The sequence below is a fragment of the Oceanicola granulosus HTCC2516 genome (assembly GCF_000153305.1).
GTDB classification, from domain to species: Bacteria; Pseudomonadota; Alphaproteobacteria; order Rhodobacterales; family Rhodobacteraceae; genus Oceanicola; species Oceanicola granulosus.
In genome coordinates this window covers 2,501-18,694 of the sequence record NZ_CH724107.1, presented here as the reverse complement: position 1 = coordinate 18,694, position 16,194 = coordinate 2,501, and the positions used below count along the sequence as shown (strand labels likewise).

The 16,194-nt window shown below is 66.9% G+C and carries 12 protein-coding genes, 2 tRNA genes and 2 rRNA genes; 9 read left to right on the top strand and 7 right to left on the bottom strand.

The features are described from left to right. Positions 1–45: 45 nt before the first annotated feature. From OG2516_RS00120 to hisH, 5 genes are all read left to right on the top strand, one after another. The gene (locus tag OG2516_RS00120; protein ID WP_040614849.1) at positions 46–2,658 is read left to right on the top strand and encodes a CheR family methyltransferase; all 2,613 of its coding nucleotides are present in this window, start codon (positions 46–48) and stop codon (positions 2,656–2,658) included. Next, positions 2,645–6,607, top strand: coding sequence for a chemotaxis protein CheB (locus OG2516_RS18795; RefSeq protein ID WP_007253546.1), 3,963 nt, complete (start codon positions 2,645–2,647; stop codon positions 6,605–6,607). Before OG2516_RS00120 ends, OG2516_RS18795 begins: the two co-directional genes overlap by 14 nt. Further along, positions 6,597–6,998, top strand: coding sequence for a response regulator (locus OG2516_RS00110; RefSeq protein WP_007253545.1), 402 nt, complete (start codon positions 6,597–6,599; stop codon positions 6,996–6,998). Before OG2516_RS18795 ends, OG2516_RS00110 begins: the two co-directional genes overlap by 11 nt. Before the next feature lie 111 nt (positions 6,999–7,109). Continuing rightward, entirely contained in the window at positions 7,110–7,697 is a 588-nt protein-coding gene (gene hisB / locus OG2516_RS00105; protein WP_007253544.1) for an imidazoleglycerol-phosphate dehydratase HisB, read from the top strand. Beyond that, the gene (gene hisH / locus OG2516_RS00100) at positions 7,694–8,332 is read left to right on the top strand and encodes an imidazole glycerol phosphate synthase subunit HisH (RefSeq protein WP_007253543.1); all 639 of its coding nucleotides are present in this window, start codon (positions 7,694–7,696) and stop codon (positions 8,330–8,332) included. Before hisB ends, hisH begins: the two co-directional genes overlap by 4 nt. Before the next feature lie 15 nt (positions 8,333–8,347). Here hisH and OG2516_RS00095 read toward each other — a convergent pair whose 3' ends face one another. After that, positions 8,348–8,899, bottom strand: a complete 552-nt coding sequence (locus tag OG2516_RS00095) for a TetR/AcrR family transcriptional regulator (RefSeq protein ID WP_007253542.1) — start codon at positions 8,897–8,899, stop codon at positions 8,348–8,350. A 154-nt stretch (positions 8,900–9,053) separates the two neighbouring features. Here OG2516_RS00095 and hisA point away from each other — a divergent pair, with 154 nt between their 5' ends. From hisA to OG2516_RS00080, 3 genes are read left to right on the top strand one after another with little or no spacing between them, the layout of a single operon-like run. Further along, positions 9,054–9,770 carry a 1-(5-phosphoribosyl)-5-[(5-phosphoribosylamino)methylideneamino]imidazole-4-carboxamide isomerase gene (hisA, locus tag OG2516_RS00090; RefSeq protein WP_007253541.1) on the top strand — a complete coding sequence of 239 codons (717 nt, stop codon included), beginning with the start codon at positions 9,054–9,056 and terminating at the stop codon, positions 9,768–9,770. 46 nt (positions 9,771–9,816) lie between these two features. After that, positions 9,817–10,578: an imidazole glycerol phosphate synthase subunit HisF gene (gene hisF, locus OG2516_RS00085; RefSeq protein WP_007253540.1), complete on the top strand. Its 762-nt coding sequence runs from the start codon at positions 9,817–9,819 to the stop codon at positions 10,576–10,578. Next, positions 10,575–10,895 carry a phosphoribosyl-ATP diphosphatase gene (locus OG2516_RS00080; RefSeq protein WP_007253539.1) on the top strand — a complete coding sequence of 107 codons (321 nt, stop codon included), beginning with the start codon at positions 10,575–10,577 and terminating at the stop codon, positions 10,893–10,895. Before hisF ends, OG2516_RS00080 begins: the two co-directional genes overlap by 4 nt. On the opposite strand, the gene OG2516_RS00075 is transcribed toward OG2516_RS00080, so the two are convergent. From OG2516_RS00075 to rlmB, 3 genes are all read right to left on the bottom strand, one after another. Further along, the gene (locus tag OG2516_RS00075) at positions 10,877–11,293 is read right to left on the bottom strand and encodes a CoA-binding protein (RefSeq protein WP_007253538.1); all 417 of its coding nucleotides are present in this window, start codon (positions 11,291–11,293) and stop codon (positions 10,877–10,879) included. The genes OG2516_RS00080 and OG2516_RS00075 overlap by 19 nt on opposite strands. Before the next feature lie 161 nt (positions 11,294–11,454). Further along, positions 11,455–11,742 (bottom strand): hypothetical protein, encoded by a 288-nt coding sequence (locus OG2516_RS00070; RefSeq protein WP_007253537.1) that lies wholly within the window; start codon positions 11,740–11,742, stop codon positions 11,455–11,457. 9 nt (positions 11,743–11,751) lie between these two features. Further along, positions 11,752–12,531 carry a 23S rRNA (guanosine(2251)-2'-O)-methyltransferase RlmB gene (rlmB, locus tag OG2516_RS00065; RefSeq protein WP_007253536.1) on the bottom strand — a complete coding sequence of 260 codons (780 nt, stop codon included), beginning with the start codon at positions 12,529–12,531 and terminating at the stop codon, positions 11,752–11,754. Between the two features lie 90 nt (positions 12,532–12,621). Here rlmB and OG2516_RS19825 point away from each other — a divergent pair. Further along, positions 12,622–12,705, top strand: a tRNA-Tyr gene (locus OG2516_RS19825). A 186-nt stretch (positions 12,706–12,891) separates the two neighbouring features. Here the strand turns inward: OG2516_RS19825 and OG2516_RS00060 are convergent. From OG2516_RS00060 to OG2516_RS00050, 3 genes are all read right to left on the bottom strand, one after another. After that, positions 12,892–12,968 (bottom strand) — tRNA-Met (locus OG2516_RS00060). Between the two features lie 49 nt (positions 12,969–13,017). After that, positions 13,018–13,132, bottom strand: a 5S ribosomal RNA gene (rrf, locus tag OG2516_RS00055). Between the two features lie 119 nt (positions 13,133–13,251). Continuing rightward, positions 13,252–16,082, bottom strand: a 23S ribosomal RNA gene (locus tag OG2516_RS00050). Positions 16,083–16,194 lie beyond the last annotated feature (112 nt).

Genomic DNA, 16,194 nt, shown 5'->3' with positions numbered 1-16,194 from the left:
ACCCGGCAAAAGGGGAAAGTGTTCATTGACGATGGGGACGAGGCGATGACGAGCGCGGACGAGCGAAACGACAGGCTTCCTCTCATCGCCCTCGGTGCCTCGGCCGGCGGCCTCGACCCGCTCGAGGCCTTCTTCAGCGCCGCGCCGGCCGACGCGGGCTGGTGCTTCGTGGTGCTCCAGCACCTGTCGCCCGATTACCGCTCGATGATGGACGAGCTGCTGGCGCGGAAGTCCTCGCTCGAGATCCGCCATATCGAGGAGGGCGCCAAGCTCGCCCCCAACACGATCTTCCTCAACCCGCCCAACACGCTCGCCGAGCTCGACGGCGACACGTTCCGCCTCACCCGCTACGACGACACCGACCGCCGGCCGCACCTGCCCATCGACGCGTTCTTCTACTCGATGGCCGTGCGCGGCGGCGCGCGCTCGGTGGCGGTGGTGCTGTCGGGCTCGGGCGCCGACGGGGCGCGTGGCGCGGTGGAGGTGCAGCGGGCTGGCGGCAAGGTGGTGGTGCAGTCGCCGGCGGAGGCGAAGTTCACCTCGATGCCGCGCGCGGTGCTCGCCTCCGGGTCCGTCGACCGGGTGCTCGACGCCGGTGACATCCCCCGCGCCATCGCCGAGCTGCTCGAGCGCGAGGATTCGCCCGACGCGCAGCTGCGGCGGATGCCCGAAGACCCGACGCAGGCGATCCTGCACCTGCTCGAGCGCGAACACCGGATCGACTTCTCGGCCTACAAGTCGCCCACGGTGATCCGCCGCATCGAGCGGCGCCAGAACCTGCGCGGGCTGGACACGATCGAGGCCTACCGCGACCTGCTGCTCGACGACCGCGAGGCGCTCGAGGAACTCTACCACGACATGCTGATCGGGGTGACGGAGTTCTTCCGCGACCCGGATGCGATGCAGTCGCTGTCGCGCAACGCGCTGGTGACGCTGGTGAGCCAGTCCGACCCGGACACCGAGCTGCGGATCTGGGTGCCGGCCTGCGCCAGCGGCGAGGAAGCCTACACCATCGCCATCGAGCTGTCGGAGGTGATGCGCGCCGCCAACCGCGAGCCGAACTTCCGCATCATCGCCACCGACGTCCACCGCCCGTCCGTCGATCACGCCGCCGCCGGGATCTACCCGGCGCGCGCGATCCACAAGCTGCCCGAGGCGCTGCGGCAGCGCTACTTCATCGAGCACCGCTACGGCGTGCTCGTCGACCCGGCCCTGCGCCAGAAGGTGATCTTCTCGGTCCACGACGTGCTGAGCGATCCGCCCTTCATGCGGCTCGACCTGATCTCCTGCCGCAACCTGCTGATCTACTTCGACGAGGAAGCGCAGGCGCGGGTGCTGTCGATGTTCGTGTTCGGGCTGCGCAAGGACGGCTTCCTGTTCCTCGGCTCGTCGGAGACGGTGGGCCATCACAATGAGGACTTCACCGCCATCGACGCCAAGTGGCGGGTGTTCCGCAAGTCGACCGACCGGCGCGTCGTCGACACCGCGCTGCTCGCCGGGCGCGGCGGCCACGGCTCGTTCGGCGGGCACCGGGGCAACGAACCCGGCCGGCCCCGCGCCGCCCGCCCGCCGCTGGCGGAAGTCGACCACGACCAGGAGCCGCGCCGCGACCGCGACAGCCTGCTGCGCGGCTACGACGCGCTGCTGAAGCGCTTCGCCCCCTCCTCGATCCTGATCACGCTCGACGGCACCGTGCTCACCTGGTTCGGGGCCGCGAGCGCCTACGTCGACACGATGAGCAACCTCGCCGCCTGGACCGTCGAGGAGATCATCCACCCGACCCTGCACTACCCGATCAACGTCGGCGTCGAGCGGCTGCGCAACGGCGAGGACGGGCTTTACGAGCGCGAGGTGCGCATCCCCGACGTGGGCGGCGATCCGCACGATCTGCTGGTGCGCATCGAGCCGCTGGGCGGGCGCGCCGACGGCAAGCGCTTCATGCTGGTCACGCTGCAGCGGCTCGACGACGCCGAGGACCGCGAGGCGGAGCGCGTGGTGCGGCTCGCCGCAGGGGAGGATCCGGACCACGAGGACCGGCAGGTCCTGACGCGGCGCATCCGCGAGCTGGAGCGCGACCTGCGGCTCACCGAGGAGAGCCTGCAATACGTCACCGAGCGGCTCGAGGCGTCGGGCGAGGAGCTGCAGGCGTCGAACGAGGAACTGCAGGCGTCGAACGAGGAGCTGCAGGCCTCCAACGAGGAGCTGCAGAGCTCGAACGAGGAGCTGCACGCGGTCAACGAGGAGCTGGTCTCGGTCAGCGCCGAGCACGAGCGCAAGATCGACCTGCTGTCCGACCTCAACCGCGACACCGAGCTGGTCTTCCAGATGCTCGACATCGGCGTGCTGGTGCTCGACGCCGACCTCCGGCTGACCCGGATCACCGAGATCTGCGGCCGCCTGCTGCAGCTCGAGCGCCACGATATCGGCCGGCCGCTCACCAGCGTCGGCGTGCGGCCGGGCTTCGCGGATCCCGCCGAGCTGGCGCAGACGGCGCTCGACAGCGGCGAGGTGCGCGAGGCGCGCGGCACGTTCCAGGGCGCCGAGATGACCATGCGCGCTGTCCCGTTCGGCTCCGGACCGAAGCGGGGGGTGGCCATGTTGTTCAGCGGGCCCTACCTCCGTGAGGCGGGCAAGAAGGAACGGCATGACACCGACTGACCCCAGCCGGGATTACCCCGTCATCGGCATCGGCGCCTCGGCGGGCGGGCTCGACGCGCTGCAGCGGCTGTTCGGCGCGCTGGGCGAGCGGCTGGGCGCGGCGGTGCTGGTGGTGCAGCACCTCGACCCGAGCCATCCGAGCATCATGCACGAGTTGATCGCGCGGCGCTGCGACCTCAGCGTGCGCGAGGCGACCGACGGCGACGAGATCCGCCCCGACGCCGTCTACACCGCGCCGCCGGGCATGGAGATGACCGTCGCCAACGGGCGCATCCGGATCTCGGAGCGCAGCGGCGAGGCCATCGGGCGCGCGCCCATCGACTCGATGCTCCGCTCGCTCGCCGCCCAGTACGGCGCGCGCAGCGTGGGGGTGGTGCTGTCGGGGACGGGCACGGACGGCAGCCGCGGGCTCGTCGAGATCGCCGACGCCGGCGGGCTGGTGCTGGCGCAGTCGCCCGAGGAGGCGGAGTTCGACGGGATGCCCCGCGCCGCGCTCTCCACAGGGCGCGTCGACTTCAGCGGCGCCGTCACGGAACTCGCCGCCCGTCTGCGCGGCCCGCCCGCTGCGCCGCCGCGCGCGGAGGAGGAGACGGCGCCCGAGGAGGAGATCGACCCGCAGGACCTTGCCCGGCTGCTCGAGCTGATGCTGCGCGAGACGGGCTACGACTTCCGCGACTACAAGCCCGGCACCCTGACCCGCCGCATCCGCCGCCGCATGGCGATCGCCCGGCAGGAGAGCGTCGCCGGCTACATCGACACCGTCGAGCGCGAGCGCGGCGAGCTCGACGAGCTGGTGCGCGACATGCTCATCGGCGTCACCCGCTTCTTCCGCGACCGCGACACCTGGGACGAGATCGCCCGCGTCGCCATCGCGCCCGTCGTCGAGCGGCTCCAGCCCGGCGAGGCGCTGCGCGCGTGGGTCGCGGGATGCGCCAGCGGCGAGGAGGCCTACAGCCTCGCCATCGCGCTGACCGAGGCGGTGGAGGCGAGCGGGAAGTCGATCGAGGTCCAGGTCTTCGGCACCGACGTGAACCCGATCGCGATCGAGACCGCCCGCCTGGGCCGCTACCCGCGCGCCAGCGTCGAGGACATCGACGCGGAGCGGCGGGCGCGGTGGTTCGCGGACGTGGGCGACGAGGTGCGGGTGACGGCGGAGCTGCGCGGCCGGCTGGTCTTCGCGGTGCAGAACGCCGTCACCGATCCGCCGTTCTCGTCGCTCGACATCGTCAGCTGCCGCAACCTGATGATCTACCTCGAGCCTTCGGCGCAGAACCGGCTGATCGAGACGTTCCACTTCGCGCTGCGCCCCGAGGGGGTGCTCGTCCTCGGCCTGTCCGAGAGCGCCGACCGCGCGGAGGACCACTTCGTCGCCCTGTCGCCGCGCCACCGCATCTACCGCCGCCGCTCGGGCGGCCGCCGCCGCGCGCCGACCCCGCGCCGCCCGACCGTGCGCGAGGCCGAGCCGGGCCGCCCCGCGACGCATTTCGGGGCCGATTCCGCCGTGCAGGCCATGCTCGGCCGCTTCGCGCCGCCGACGGTGCACCTGGGCGAGGATTTCGAGCTGCTCGGCCTGCACGGCGACCTCGATGGCATCCTCGGCTTTCGCTCCGGCGCGATGACCCGCAGCTTTCCCGACATGGTGATCGAGCCGCTGCGCGCGCAGGTCTGGACCGCCCTGCACACCGCGCGGCGCGAGGAGAGCCTCGCGGAGATGCCGGTCAACCCGGTGCGCGAGGGAGAGCAGGCACTGACCCTTCTCGTCGAGCCGATCCAGGCCCGCGGCCGGCGCAACTACCTGCTCTACTTCCTGCGCCCCGACGCCCCCGCCCCGCCCGCCGTCGGCGAAAGCGAGGGCACCGTGCGCCCCAGCGGCGACGCCACCGCGCTGGTCGCCAACTACCAGGCCGAGGTGATGGCCCTGCGCCAGGAGCTGCACACCGTCATCGAGAAGGGCGAGACCTCGCACGAGGAGCTGCAGGCGGCCAACGAGGAGGTGATGAGCGCCAACGAGGAGCTGCAGAGCTCCAACGAGGAGCTCGAGACCTCGCGCGAGGAGCTGCAATCGCTCAACCAGGAGCTCACCACGATCAACGCCGAGCTCGAGGACAAGATCGCCCAGCTCGAGGCGACGAACGACGACCTCGCCAACCTCATCAGCTCCACCGACGTCGCCACGCTGTTCCTCGACACCGACCTCGCCATCCGCCGCTTCTCGGCCCAGACCCGCAATCTGCTCGCGGTGCGCGACGCCGACATCGGCCGTCCGCTGGCCGAGCTGTCGCTGAAGGTGGACGACCCGACGCTGCTCGACGACCTCGGCCGGGTGCTCGCCGATCTCGAGACCCGCGAGGCCGAGATCGACGGGGACGGCGTCGCCTACCTGCGCCGCATCTCGCCGTTCCGCACCGCCGACGACCGCATCGAGGGCGCGGTGGTGACCTATGCCGACGTCACCCGCCTGCGCCGCGCCACCCGCAACCTGCAGCGGCAGGTCGACCGGCAGGCGATCATCGCCGAACTGGGTACCCAGGCGCTCGGGTCGGGCGACGTGCCGGCGCTGTTCGAGCGGGCGGCGCGCGAGGTCGCGCGTGGCCTCGGCGCCGACCTCGTCGGGATCGAGCGCTACGACGCCGACGACGCCACCTTCAAGCTGCTGGCCGGGCACGGCTGGGCGCGCGGCCTCGCCGGCAACACCGCCACGTGGGACGACGTTCGCAACGAGCTCGGCTTCGCCTTCCGCCACGCCAACGCGCTCAGCACCGCCGACGCCACCGCCGACACCCGCTTCTCCCCCTCCACCAAGCTCGCCGACGCCACCGGCCGCGCCGGCATCTGCCTGCCTATCGGTCCCGTGGTCGAGCCGTGGGGCGTGCTTCACGCCTGGTGGCGCATCACCGGCGCGCCGAGCGAGGAGGACGTCCATTTCCTCACCGCCGTCGCCGGGGTGCTGTGGCTCGCGATCCACCAGGCCGAGACCCAGCGGCTCCGCGAGGGCGAGCGCGAAGAGCTGCAGGCGCTGATCGACGGGCTGCCGATCCTGATCGGGATCGTCGACGGCGGGATGCGCTTCGAGCTGTTCAACAACACCTTCGGAGAACTGGGCTTCACCCCCGACGAGGTGCTCTCGGAGCCCGTGAGCCGCATCCTCGGTGCCGAAGCCGGCGCCGCCGCGGCCGAGCTCGCCCGCTCCGACTCCGGCGAGCCCGCCTCCGCCGAAATCGCCGTCGCCCTGCCCCACGGCGAGCGGCGCACCTACCTGCTCTACTGCGTCCCCCGCGTGGCGGGCCAGCCCACCCACGGCTACTTCCTCGCCGCCCTCGACATCAGCGAGCGCAAGGCCTGGGAGGAGCAGAACCGGGTGATGTCGGCCGAGCTCGATCACCGCGTCAAGAACGTGCTCGCGCTGGTCGGCACCATCGCCCGGATGACGGGACGCCACGCGAGGAACTTTGACGAGTTCCGTCGCGTTTTCATGGAACGGATCGATTCACTGTCGCGGACGCACGTCAAGCTTGCGGCCACCAACTGGAGGGGGATGGACTTGCGCACGCTGCTGTCCGAGCAGATCGAGGCCTATGCGTCGGGCGCGCCCGGCGCCGTCGCGCTCGAGGGGCCCGACGTCACCCTCTCCAACCGCTCTGCTCAGACCCTGTCGCTCGCGGTCCACGAATTGACCACCAACGCCGCCCGCTTCGGTGCCCTGGCGCGGCCCGCCGGACGGCTCGAGGTGGTGTGGCGGAAGGGCGACGCGGTGCTCGAGATCGACTGGTCCGAGAGCGGCGTGGGCCCCGTGGAGCGCCCGGAGCGGCCCGGCTTCGGCATCTCGGTCATCGAGGGCGCGATCCTGCGTCAGCTCGGCGGCGACCTCAGCACCACCTACAGCGACGACGGCCTGCGCTGCGCGATCCGGCTGACCAACACGGACGGAGACGCCGCCAATGGAGGCTGAGAAGACGACAGCGGCGAGGCCATCCCGGCCGCTGGTGCTCGTCGTCGACGACGAGGCGCTGCTTGCGATGGAGCTCGAGATGGTGCTCGACGAGGCCGGCTTCGAGGTCCTCGGACCGGCGGGCTCGGTGAGCGACGCGCTGGCGCTGATCGGCGGCGAACACATCGACGCGGCGGTGCTCGACGTGAATCTCCACGACGAGCGCAGCGACGACATCGCCGACAGCCTCGAGGCCTGCGACGTGCCGTTCGTCTTCCTCACCGGCCACACCCGCGAGGCGCTGCCCGAGCGCCATCGCCACCGGCCGCTGATCGCCAAGCCGTTCCGCGAATCCGAGTTGCTCGGCCACATCAACAGCCTCGTCGCGCAGCGAAGCGAGCAGGTCTCCTAGCTCCCGGGCGTCCCTGCAAATTCGTCAAGCGCGGCCCGGCGGCTGACGCAGCGGCTTTCCACCGGCGGGAGGGGTGCCTATAAGCGCCCCGACCGGCCGAAGGAGCTCAGGATGCGGAAGGCGACCGTTAGCAGACAGACGTCCGAAACGGACATCTCCGTCGAGATCGATCTCGATGGCAGCGGGGTGTACGACAACCGGACGGGGGTCGGGTTCTTCGACCACATGCTCGACCAGCTCTCCCGCCATTCCCTGATCGACATGACGGTCCGCTGCACGGGCGACCTGCACATCGACGATCACCACACGGTCGAGGATGTTGGCATCGCGCTCGGCCAGGCGCTGACCAAGGCCCTCGGCGACAAGCGCGGCATCCGCCGCTACGGCGACTGCGCGCTCGCGATGGACGACACGCAGGTGCGCGCCGCCCTGGACCTCTCCGCGCGGCCCTACCTGGTGTGCGAGCTGCCCTTCCCCTCCGGGCGGATCGGCAGCTTCGACACAGAGCTCGTGCGCGAATTCTTCCAGGGATTCTCGACCCATGGCGGTATCACCCTGCATATCGACCTGGTGCGCGGGCTGAACTCCCACCACATCGCCGAGGCCGCCTTCAAGGCCGTCGCGCGGGCGCTGCGGACGGCCATCGAGCCCGATCCGCGCAAGTCCGATGCGATCCCGTCGACGAAGGGGGCCCTGTGACCACGGCCATCATCGACTACCAGAGCGGCAACCTGCACTCCGCGCAGAAGGCCTTCGAGCGCATGGCCGCCGAGACGGGCGCGGGCCCGGTCATCGTCACGTCCGATCCCGATCTCGTGGCCCGCGCGGACCGGCTGGTGCTGCCCGGCGACGGCGCTTTTCCCGCCTGCCGCAACGCGCTGTTCGCCGTGCCGGGGCTCGCGGAGGCGATGGTCGAGGCGGTCGAAGGACAGGGCCGTCCGTTTCTGGGCATCTGTGTTGGGATGCAACTGCTGGCCAGTGTCGGACACGAGTTCGAAGAGACTTCGGGCTTCGGCTGGGTGCCCGGCGAGATCCGGCGGATCACGCCGGAGCCGGCAGTTCTGAAGGTGCCGCACATGGGGTGGAACGACCTTGTCGTCGACCGCCCTCACCCGGTCCTCGAGGGGCTGGCGACGGGGGACCATACCTACTTCGTGCACTCCTACCAGATGCAGGTCGCCGACGGCGCCGATCGGCTGGCGCACGTGGAGTATGGCGGCGACGTCACGGCCATCGTCGCGCGCGACACGGTGGTCGGGGCGCAGTTTCACCCGGAGAAGAGCCAGGCGGCCGGGCTGCGGCTGATCGCCAATTTCCTCGCCTGGCGGCCCTGACCTGTCCGTTGTCGGTCAGGTGACCGACAACGCCGGTGCCGCGAGGCGCTGCAGGCGGATTTCGAGCTCGATGGCGCCGATAGTGGTGTCCGTCCGCAGCCATGCGTCCAACACCGCGAGCAGGCCCGCCGAGACGAAGCGGCGCGCCTCGAGCGGCGCCGCCATGCCCCGCGCGGTCAGTTCGCCTCCCATGGCCGCGCGGAAGCGCCCCTCGACGCGGCGGCGCAGACCGTCGCCCCCCTCACCGCCCAGGATCAGCCGGTAGAGCTCCCGGTTGCCCCGGATGTGCCAGACCATCCACGTCAGGCTCACCAGCCGGCCGGGGCGGCGCGGCAGCGAGCCGATCTCGTCCTCCGCCCGTGTCAGCACACGCTCCAGCACCTCCGCCAGCAGCGCTTCCTTGCTGCCGAAATGGGCGTAGAAGGACGAGCGGGCGATATCGGCCTCCTCGCACAGGGCCTGCACCGAGATCTCCGGCCAGCGCTCCTCCTTGATCAGCCGCTCTGCGGCCTGCAGCAGCATGGTCCTCGTCCGGCGGACGCGCCGGTCCGTGCTGTCTCTCGCCATGTCGGTCTCCTTCGCCGCCTCCCGCGGACGGGATAGCGCAGGACAGGTTGCCAAAGCGTTAAGCCGGCATGTCCATTTGCGGACACGCGTCCACGGGCGCGCGTTGCATCCACGTCGTCTTCATGCCAATTGGCGCACAGACAGGAGCGAGCCGATGATCCTTTACCCCGCCATCGACCTCAAGGACGGCCAGGCCGTGCGCCTTCTGCGCGGCGACATGGACAAGGCGACCGTGTTCAACGACGCTCCGGCCGACCAGGCGCGTCGTTTTGCGGACGCGGGTGCGGAATGGCTCCATATCGTCGACCTCAACGGCGCTTTCGCCGGCACCCCCGTCAATGCCGGGCCGGTGCGCGAGATCCTCTCCACCGTCGACATTCCCGTCCAGCTCGGCGGCGGCGTGCGCGACATGGCGACGATCGAGCGCTGGCTCGAGCAGGGGCTGGCGCGGGTGATCCTCGGCACGGTGGCTGTCGAGAACCCGACGCTTGTCCGGGAAGCGGCCAAAGCCTTCCCGGGACGAGTCGCGGTCGGCCTCGACGCGCGCAACGGCAAGGTCGCGACGAAGGGGTGGGCCGAGGAAACGGACGTCGATGCGATCGACCTCGCCCGCGAGCTCGAGGATGCCGGCATCTGCGCGATCATCCACACCGACATCGACCGCGACGGCGCCATGGGCGGGCCGAACACGGAGGCGACGGCCGCGCTCGCGCGGGCCGTGGACGTGCCCGTCATCGCCAGCGGCGGCGTCTCCTCGCTCGAGGACCTGCGGCGTCTGAAAGAGACCGGCGTGATCTCCGGGGCGATCTCCGGGCGCGCGCTCTACGACGGCGCGATCGACCTGGAAGAGGCGCTGGAGATGCTGAAATGACTGGGAGTGTCCGGTATCGGGCGTGCGTCCACAAACGGACGGTCACATGCTGAAGACCCGCATCATCCCGTGCCTCGACGTTGCCGACGGGCGCGTCGTCAAGGGCATCAACTTCGTCGATCTCGTCGACGCCGGCGACCCTGTCGAGAGCGCCCGCGCCTACGACGCGGCCGGCGCGGACGAGCTCTGCTTCCTCGACATCCACGCCACCCACGAAAACCGCGGCACGATGTACGATCTCGTGACGCGCACCGCCGAGCAGTGCTTCATGCCGCTGACCATCGGCGGCGGCGTCCGCACCGTCGACGACGTCCGCGCGCTGCTGCTCGCGGGCGCCGACAAGGTGAGCTTCAACTCCGCCGCCGTCGCCAATCCGTCGGTGCTGACCGATGCGGCGATGATCTTCGGCGCGCAGTGCATCGTCTGCGCCATCGACGCCAAGACCGTCGCGCCCGGACGGTGGGAAATCTTCACCCACGGCGGCCGCAAGCCAACGGGGATCGACGCGGTGCAATTCGCTGTCACCGCTGCGGAAAATGGCGCGGGGGAAATCCTGCTGACGTCGATGGACCGCGACGGCACGCGGCAAGGCTTCAACATCCCGCTGACCCGCGCGATCTCCGACGCGGTGGACGTGCCGGTCATCGCCTCGGGCGGCGTCGGGACGCTCGACCACCTCGTCGAGGGGGTGACGGAGGGGGGCGCGTCGGCGGTGCTGGCGGCGTCGATCTTCCATTTCGGACACTTCACCATCGCCGAGGCCAAGGCCCACATGGCCGGCGCTGGCATCCCGGTGCGCCTGTCATGAGCCTCGCCGCGCTGGCAGAGACGATCGCGCGCCGCAAGGGCGCGGACCCGGACAAGAGCTGGACGGCGCGGCTGCTCGCATCGCCCGAGATGGCCGCGGAGAAGTTCGGCGAGGAGGCCGTCGAGGCGATCATCGAGGCGGTCAAGGGCGATCGCGACCGGCTGGTCTCGGAGGCCGCGGACGTCATCTACCACTTGCTGGTCATGTGTGCGGTAAACGACATCACCCTCGCCGACATCGAGCGCGAGCTCGAGCGCCGCTCGGCGCAGAGCGGGCTCGCCGAGAAAGCGGCGCGCGATCAGAAGAGCCGCGGATAGTCCATTTTCGGACAGCGGTCCTGGATCACCGTCAAGCCGGCCGCCTCGGCCCTCGCCGCGGCTTGCGGTTCGGTGATGCCGAGCTGCATCCAGATGACCTTCGGTAGCGGTGTCATCGCAAGCGCCTCATCGACCACCCCGGCAACGGCCTCGGGGCGACGGAAGATGTCGATCATGTCCACTGCTTCGTCGATGTCGGACAGCCCCGCCCGCACCTCCTCGCCGAGGAAGCTCTGCCCCGCCAGCCCCGGGTTGACCGGGATCACCCTGTAGCCGACGTCGCGCAGGAAGCGCGACACGTAGTGCGCCGGGCGCATCGGGTTCGCGCTGAAGCCGACGACCGCGATGGTCCGGGCCTGGCTCAACACGTCCTTGAGGAGCGAGTCGGGGTAATGCATGGCCTGATAAAAATGCGCCCGAGGCCGAAAGCCAAGGGCGCAGAGTTGTGGAACGAGGGACAGTGCAGACACGCGGATGTTCCAAGTGCGCGTCTGGTACAGGACATGTGTCCGATCGGCCGCAGGAACAGGTCGCCTCATCACAATGTGATCACGTTGCGTCAGTCGAACAGGTCCTCGATCATGTCGAAGACTTCACCGAACACCTTGCGCTTCAGAGACTTCTTCTTGATCTTCTTGACTTTCCTGCCCTTCCAGCCCCCCGGCTTGGGCCGCGGCGGCCCGGGCTTGGGAGGCGCAGGGTGCGGAACATCGGCCCTCAGCCGCTTCATGTCGTGGAGCGGCGCGCCGCACGTCGCGCAGGCCAGCTCGTGCCGCCCCTGCCCCTTCAGCACCAGCGCGGCCCGCGTGCCGCAATAACAACAGGTTGCAATCTTCGCCTCGCCCATCTCGCCTCTCTAGTCGCTCCGAGAGGCATATAAGGCGACCGCGGCCGCATTTGAGACGTTGAGGGAGCCAAACCCGCCGGCTGCGTCGATACGCACCAGCACGTCGCAGGTCTCACGGGTCTTGTCGCGCAGGCCCGGCCCCTCGGCGCCCAGCACCAGCGCGACGGGCCGGTCCCGGTGGCCGTCCAGTGCCGGACGGATGTCCGTTTCCGCCTCCCCGGCCAATCCGGCGACGAGGTAGCCCATGTCCTTGAGCTCCTCCATCGCGCGCGCCAGGTTCGTCACCCGCAGGTAGGGCTGCCGCTCCAGCGCGCCCGAGGCGGCCTTGGCGAGCGCGCCCGTCTCCGGGGCGGAATGGCGCTGCACGCCGATCACGGCGCGGGCGCCGAACACCTCCGCGGAGCGCAGGATGGCCCCGACATTGTGCGGATCGCTCACCCGGTCGAGGAGCACGACGCGGGGCGGCAGGTCGCTCCCCGCCGTACAGACGTCCGCCAGCGACCCCCAGTCCAGCGGCCGCACCTCGAGCGCCGCACCCTGGTGAACGGAGCCCGGATCGAGCGGCGCGGCGAACTTGCGGGGATCGCTGATCTCGGGCTCGAGACCGGCCTGCCCCACCGCGTCGCCGAGGCGGTCGAGGGCATTCTTCGTCACCACCAGCCGGCGCTTGTCGCGGCGCGGGTTCTCCAGCGCGTCCCGCACCGCGTGGAGGCCGAAGAGCCACAGCGTCTCGGCCGCTGCCGCCCGCTTGGCGCGTTCCTTGTCGATCACCCAGGTCGGCTTTTTCATGGTCGTCTCGCTGACTTAACGGAGGTTAACATACACGGGAAAATCGCCTTGACGCTCCCATGCGCCGGCTTTATCGGTGCCTCCCACAAAGGGCGACGAGCTGCAAGGTGCGGCAGCGGACTGTAACTCCGCCGGGGAGACCCATGCCTGGTTCGATTCCAGGGTCGCCCACCATTCCCTTCGGGAGTGGTGGTGAGGGACGCGGAAACAATCGCGTTCAATCCCATATTTCGATAGCTGGCAAATCAGGCATTGCGACGTGTTCAAAGCCGCTGAGCAGCTTGAACTCGCCTGTCTGGCTGCTCACTGCCCCACAGCAAAACGCCGCCCTTTTTGGGCGGCGTTTTTGCGGCTTGTGTTTGGTTGCGGGAGTAGGATTTGAACCTACGACCTTCAGGTTATGAGCCTGACGAGCTACCGGGCTGCTCCATCCCGCGCCAATTTCTTTGTTTGATCATCGTCGAGAGATCGGGTGTTCCTTGCTAGGTTTGGCGGTGACTTACTCTCCCACGTCTTAAGACGCAGTACCATCAGCGCTACGGCACTTAACGGCTGGGTTCGGAATGGAGCCAGGTGTTTTGCTCGTGCTATGACCACCAAACCGAGAAAGGAACACCCCGCGGCCCTTTCGGGCGGGGGTGCGAACATCAGGATTGTCCAGGTCGTGTTGTGTGTGTGACTTCTGGTCCAGTCGGTCTTTCGACCTTGCTTCTACTGGATCAAATCAAGCCTATCGGACCATTAGTACCGGTCAGCTGAGCACATTGCTGCGCTTACACCTCCGGCCTATCGACGTGGTGGTCTACCACGGTCCTCAGGGATACCTTGTTTTGAGGGGGGCTTCCCGCTTAGATGCCTTCAGCGGTTATCCTTTCCGATCATAGCTACCCAGCACTGCCGTTGGCACGACAACTGGTCCACCAGTGGATCGTTCACCCCGGTCCTCTCGTACTAGGGGCAACTCCTCTCAAGTATCCTACACCCACGGCAGATAGGGACCGAACTGTCTCACGACGTTCTAAACCCAGCTCACGTACCTCTTTAAATGGCGAACAGCCATACCCTTGGGACCTGCTTCAGCCCCAGGATGAGATGAGCCGACATCGAGGTGCCAAACGGTGCCGTCGATATGGACTCTTGGGCACCATCAGCCTGTTATCCCCAGAGTACCTTTTATCCGTTGAGCGATGGCCCTTCCACTCGGGACCACCGGATCACTATGGCCGTCTTTCGACTCTGCTCGACTTGTCAGTCTCGCAGTCAGGCTGGCTTCTGCCATTGCACTCAACGAGCGATTTCCGACCGCTCTGAGCCAACCTTCGCGCGCCTCCGTTACTGTTTGGGAGGCGACCGCCCCAGTCAAACTACCCACCACGCAGGGTCCCGGACCCGGATAACGGGCCGCGGTTAGACATCAAGAGTGCGAAGGGTGGTATCTCAAGGATGGCTCCACAGCGACTGGCGTCACTGCTTCAAAGCCTACCACCTATCCTGCACATCGCAATCCTGATGCCAGTGCGAAGCTATAGTAAAGGTTCATGGGGTCTTTCCGTCTAACCGCGGGAAGCCGGCATCTTGACCGGCAATTCAATTTCGCTGAGTCGATGTTGGAGACAGCGGGGAAGTCGTTACGCCATTCGTGCAGGTCGGAACTTACCCGACAAGGAATTTCGCTACCTTAGGACCGTTATAGTTACGGCCGCCGTTTACCGGGGCTTCAATTCAAGGCTTGCACCTCTCCTTTTAACCTTCCGGCACCGGGCAGGCGTCAGACCCTATACGTCGTCTTGCGACTTCGCAGAGCCCTGTGTTTTTAGTAAACAGTCGCCACCCCCTGGTTTGTGCCCCCGGCCTCTACTTGCGTAAAAACCGGGCCTCCTTCTCGCGAACTTACGGAGGTATTTTGCCGAGTTCCTTCAACATCGTTCTCTCAAGCGCCTTGGTATTCTCTACCAGTCCACCTGTGTCGGTTTAGGGTACGATCTCATGGAGGGCTATTTCCAGGAACCTCTAAGCAGCCCGTTCAATCCGATAAGGACGAACTACCGTCGAGATCCGTCACATCCTCCTGGCCCAGGAATATTAACCTGGTTCCCATCGACTACGCCTTTCGGCCTCGCCTTAGGGGTCGGCTCACCCTGCTCAGATTAGCTTTAAGCAGGAACCCTTGGACTTTCGGCGACAGGGTCTCTCACCCTGTTTGTCGCTACTCATGTCATCATTCTCGCTAGTGATCTCTCCACCGGATGGCTCACGCCCCGGCTTCACAGAAAACTCCGTGTCTCCAATCTGCCCGAGGGCAGTAAGGAGACATGGAATTATGTCACACTACGCTCCGCTACCATGTGCTATGCACATCCTAAGCTTCGGCTCGTGGCTTGAGCCCCGTTACATCTTCGCCGCAGGACAACTTGTTTAGACCAGTGAGCTGTTACGCTATCTTTAAAGGATGGCTGCTTCTAAGCCAACCTCCTGGTTGTTTTGGTCGTCCCACCTGCTTTCCCACTTAGCCACGAATTGGGGGCCTTAGCTGTAGGTCAGGGTTGTTTCCCTCTCCACGACGGACGTTAGCACCCGCCGTGTGTCTGCCATCTAGTACTCCTCGGTATTCGGAGTTTGGTTAGGATCAGTAAGCCTGTGGGGCCCCATTACCCATCCAGTGCTCTACCCCCGAGGGTATTCGGATGACGCTCTACCTAAATAGATTTCGCGGAGAACCAGCTATCTCCGAGTTTGATTGGCCTTTCACCCCTAGGCACAACTCATCCCGACCTTTTTCAACAGGTGTGGGTTCGGACCTCCAGTAAGTGTTACCTTACCTTCATCCTGGTCATGCCTAGATCACTCGGTTTCGGGTCTGATCCCACGAACTCATGCGCCCTATTAAGACTCGCTTTCGCTGCGCCTACACCTAACGGCTTAAGCTTGCTCGTGAGACCAAGTCGATGACCCATTATACAAAAGGTACGCCGTCAGCTCGCAAGGAGCCTCCGACTGATTGTAGGCGTTCGGTTTCAGGTACTGTTTCACTCCCCTCGTCGGGGTGCTTTTCACCTTTCCCTCACGGTACTGGTTCGCTATCGGTCAGTAAGGAGTACTTAGCCTTCGAGGGTGGTCCCCCGATCTTCAGACAGGATTTCACGTGTCCCGCCCTACTTAATACGTCAAATCGAGCTTCCCGTACGGGGCTGTCACCCGCTGTGGCCATGCTTTCCAACATGTTCCGGTCACTCTCATTGCTCGGCTGGTCCGCGTTCGCTCGCCACTACTAGCGGAGTATCTGTTGATTTCCTTTCCTCCGGGTACTTAGATGTTTCAGTTCCCCGGGTTTGCTCTTCAAACCCTATGTATTCAGGTGAGAAGTACCTGGTTCAGCTCATTATAGGCTGCCGCAAGCGGCAATTATAACAAACTGTCAGGTGGGTTGCCCCATTCGGAGATCCATGGATCAAAGCTTATTCTCAGCTCCCCATGGCTTATCGCAGAGTATCACGTCCTTCATCGCCTCTTACTGCCAAGGCATCCACCAAACGCCCTTTTCGCGCTTGATCTGATCCAGAAGAAGCAAGGCCTCTTCCGATCAGAAGTCATACTTTCCCGAGCTCCACCTGGTTCGTGTGGAGCTCTGTGCGATCTCGCGATCGCACGGGTTAGTGTACTTGA

What these genes read in the sequence shown, in the direction of transcription:
- OG2516_RS00120 (WP_040614849.1), top strand. Translation starts at nt 46, where the DNA reads ATGACGAGCGCGGACGAGCGAAACGACAGGCTTCCTCTCATCGCCCTC.
- OG2516_RS18795 (WP_007253546.1), top strand. Translation starts at nt 2,645, where the DNA reads ATGACACCGACTGACCCCAGCCGGGATTACCCCGTCATCGGCATCGGC.
- OG2516_RS00110 (WP_007253545.1), top strand. Translation starts at nt 6,597, where the DNA reads ATGGAGGCTGAGAAGACGACAGCGGCGAGGCCATCCCGGCCGCTGGTG.
- hisB (WP_007253544.1), top strand. Translation starts at nt 7,110, where the DNA reads ATGCGGAAGGCGACCGTTAGCAGACAGACGTCCGAAACGGACATCTCC.
- OG2516_RS00095 (WP_007253542.1), bottom strand. Translation starts at nt 8,899, where the DNA reads ATGGCGAGAGACAGCACGGACCGGCGCGTCCGCCGGACGAGGACCATG.
- hisA (WP_007253541.1), top strand. Translation starts at nt 9,054, where the DNA reads ATGATCCTTTACCCCGCCATCGACCTCAAGGACGGCCAGGCCGTGCGC.
- hisF (WP_007253540.1), top strand. Translation starts at nt 9,817, where the DNA reads ATGCTGAAGACCCGCATCATCCCGTGCCTCGACGTTGCCGACGGGCGC.
- OG2516_RS00080 (WP_007253539.1), top strand. Translation starts at nt 10,575, where the DNA reads ATGAGCCTCGCCGCGCTGGCAGAGACGATCGCGCGCCGCAAGGGCGCG.
- OG2516_RS00075 (WP_007253538.1), bottom strand. Translation starts at nt 11,293, where the DNA reads ATGCATTACCCCGACTCGCTCCTCAAGGACGTGTTGAGCCAGGCCCGG.
- OG2516_RS00070 (WP_007253537.1), bottom strand. Translation starts at nt 11,742, where the DNA reads ATGGGCGAGGCGAAGATTGCAACCTGTTGTTATTGCGGCACGCGGGCC.
- rlmB (WP_007253536.1), bottom strand. Translation starts at nt 12,531, where the DNA reads ATGAAAAAGCCGACCTGGGTGATCGACAAGGAACGCGCCAAGCGGGCG.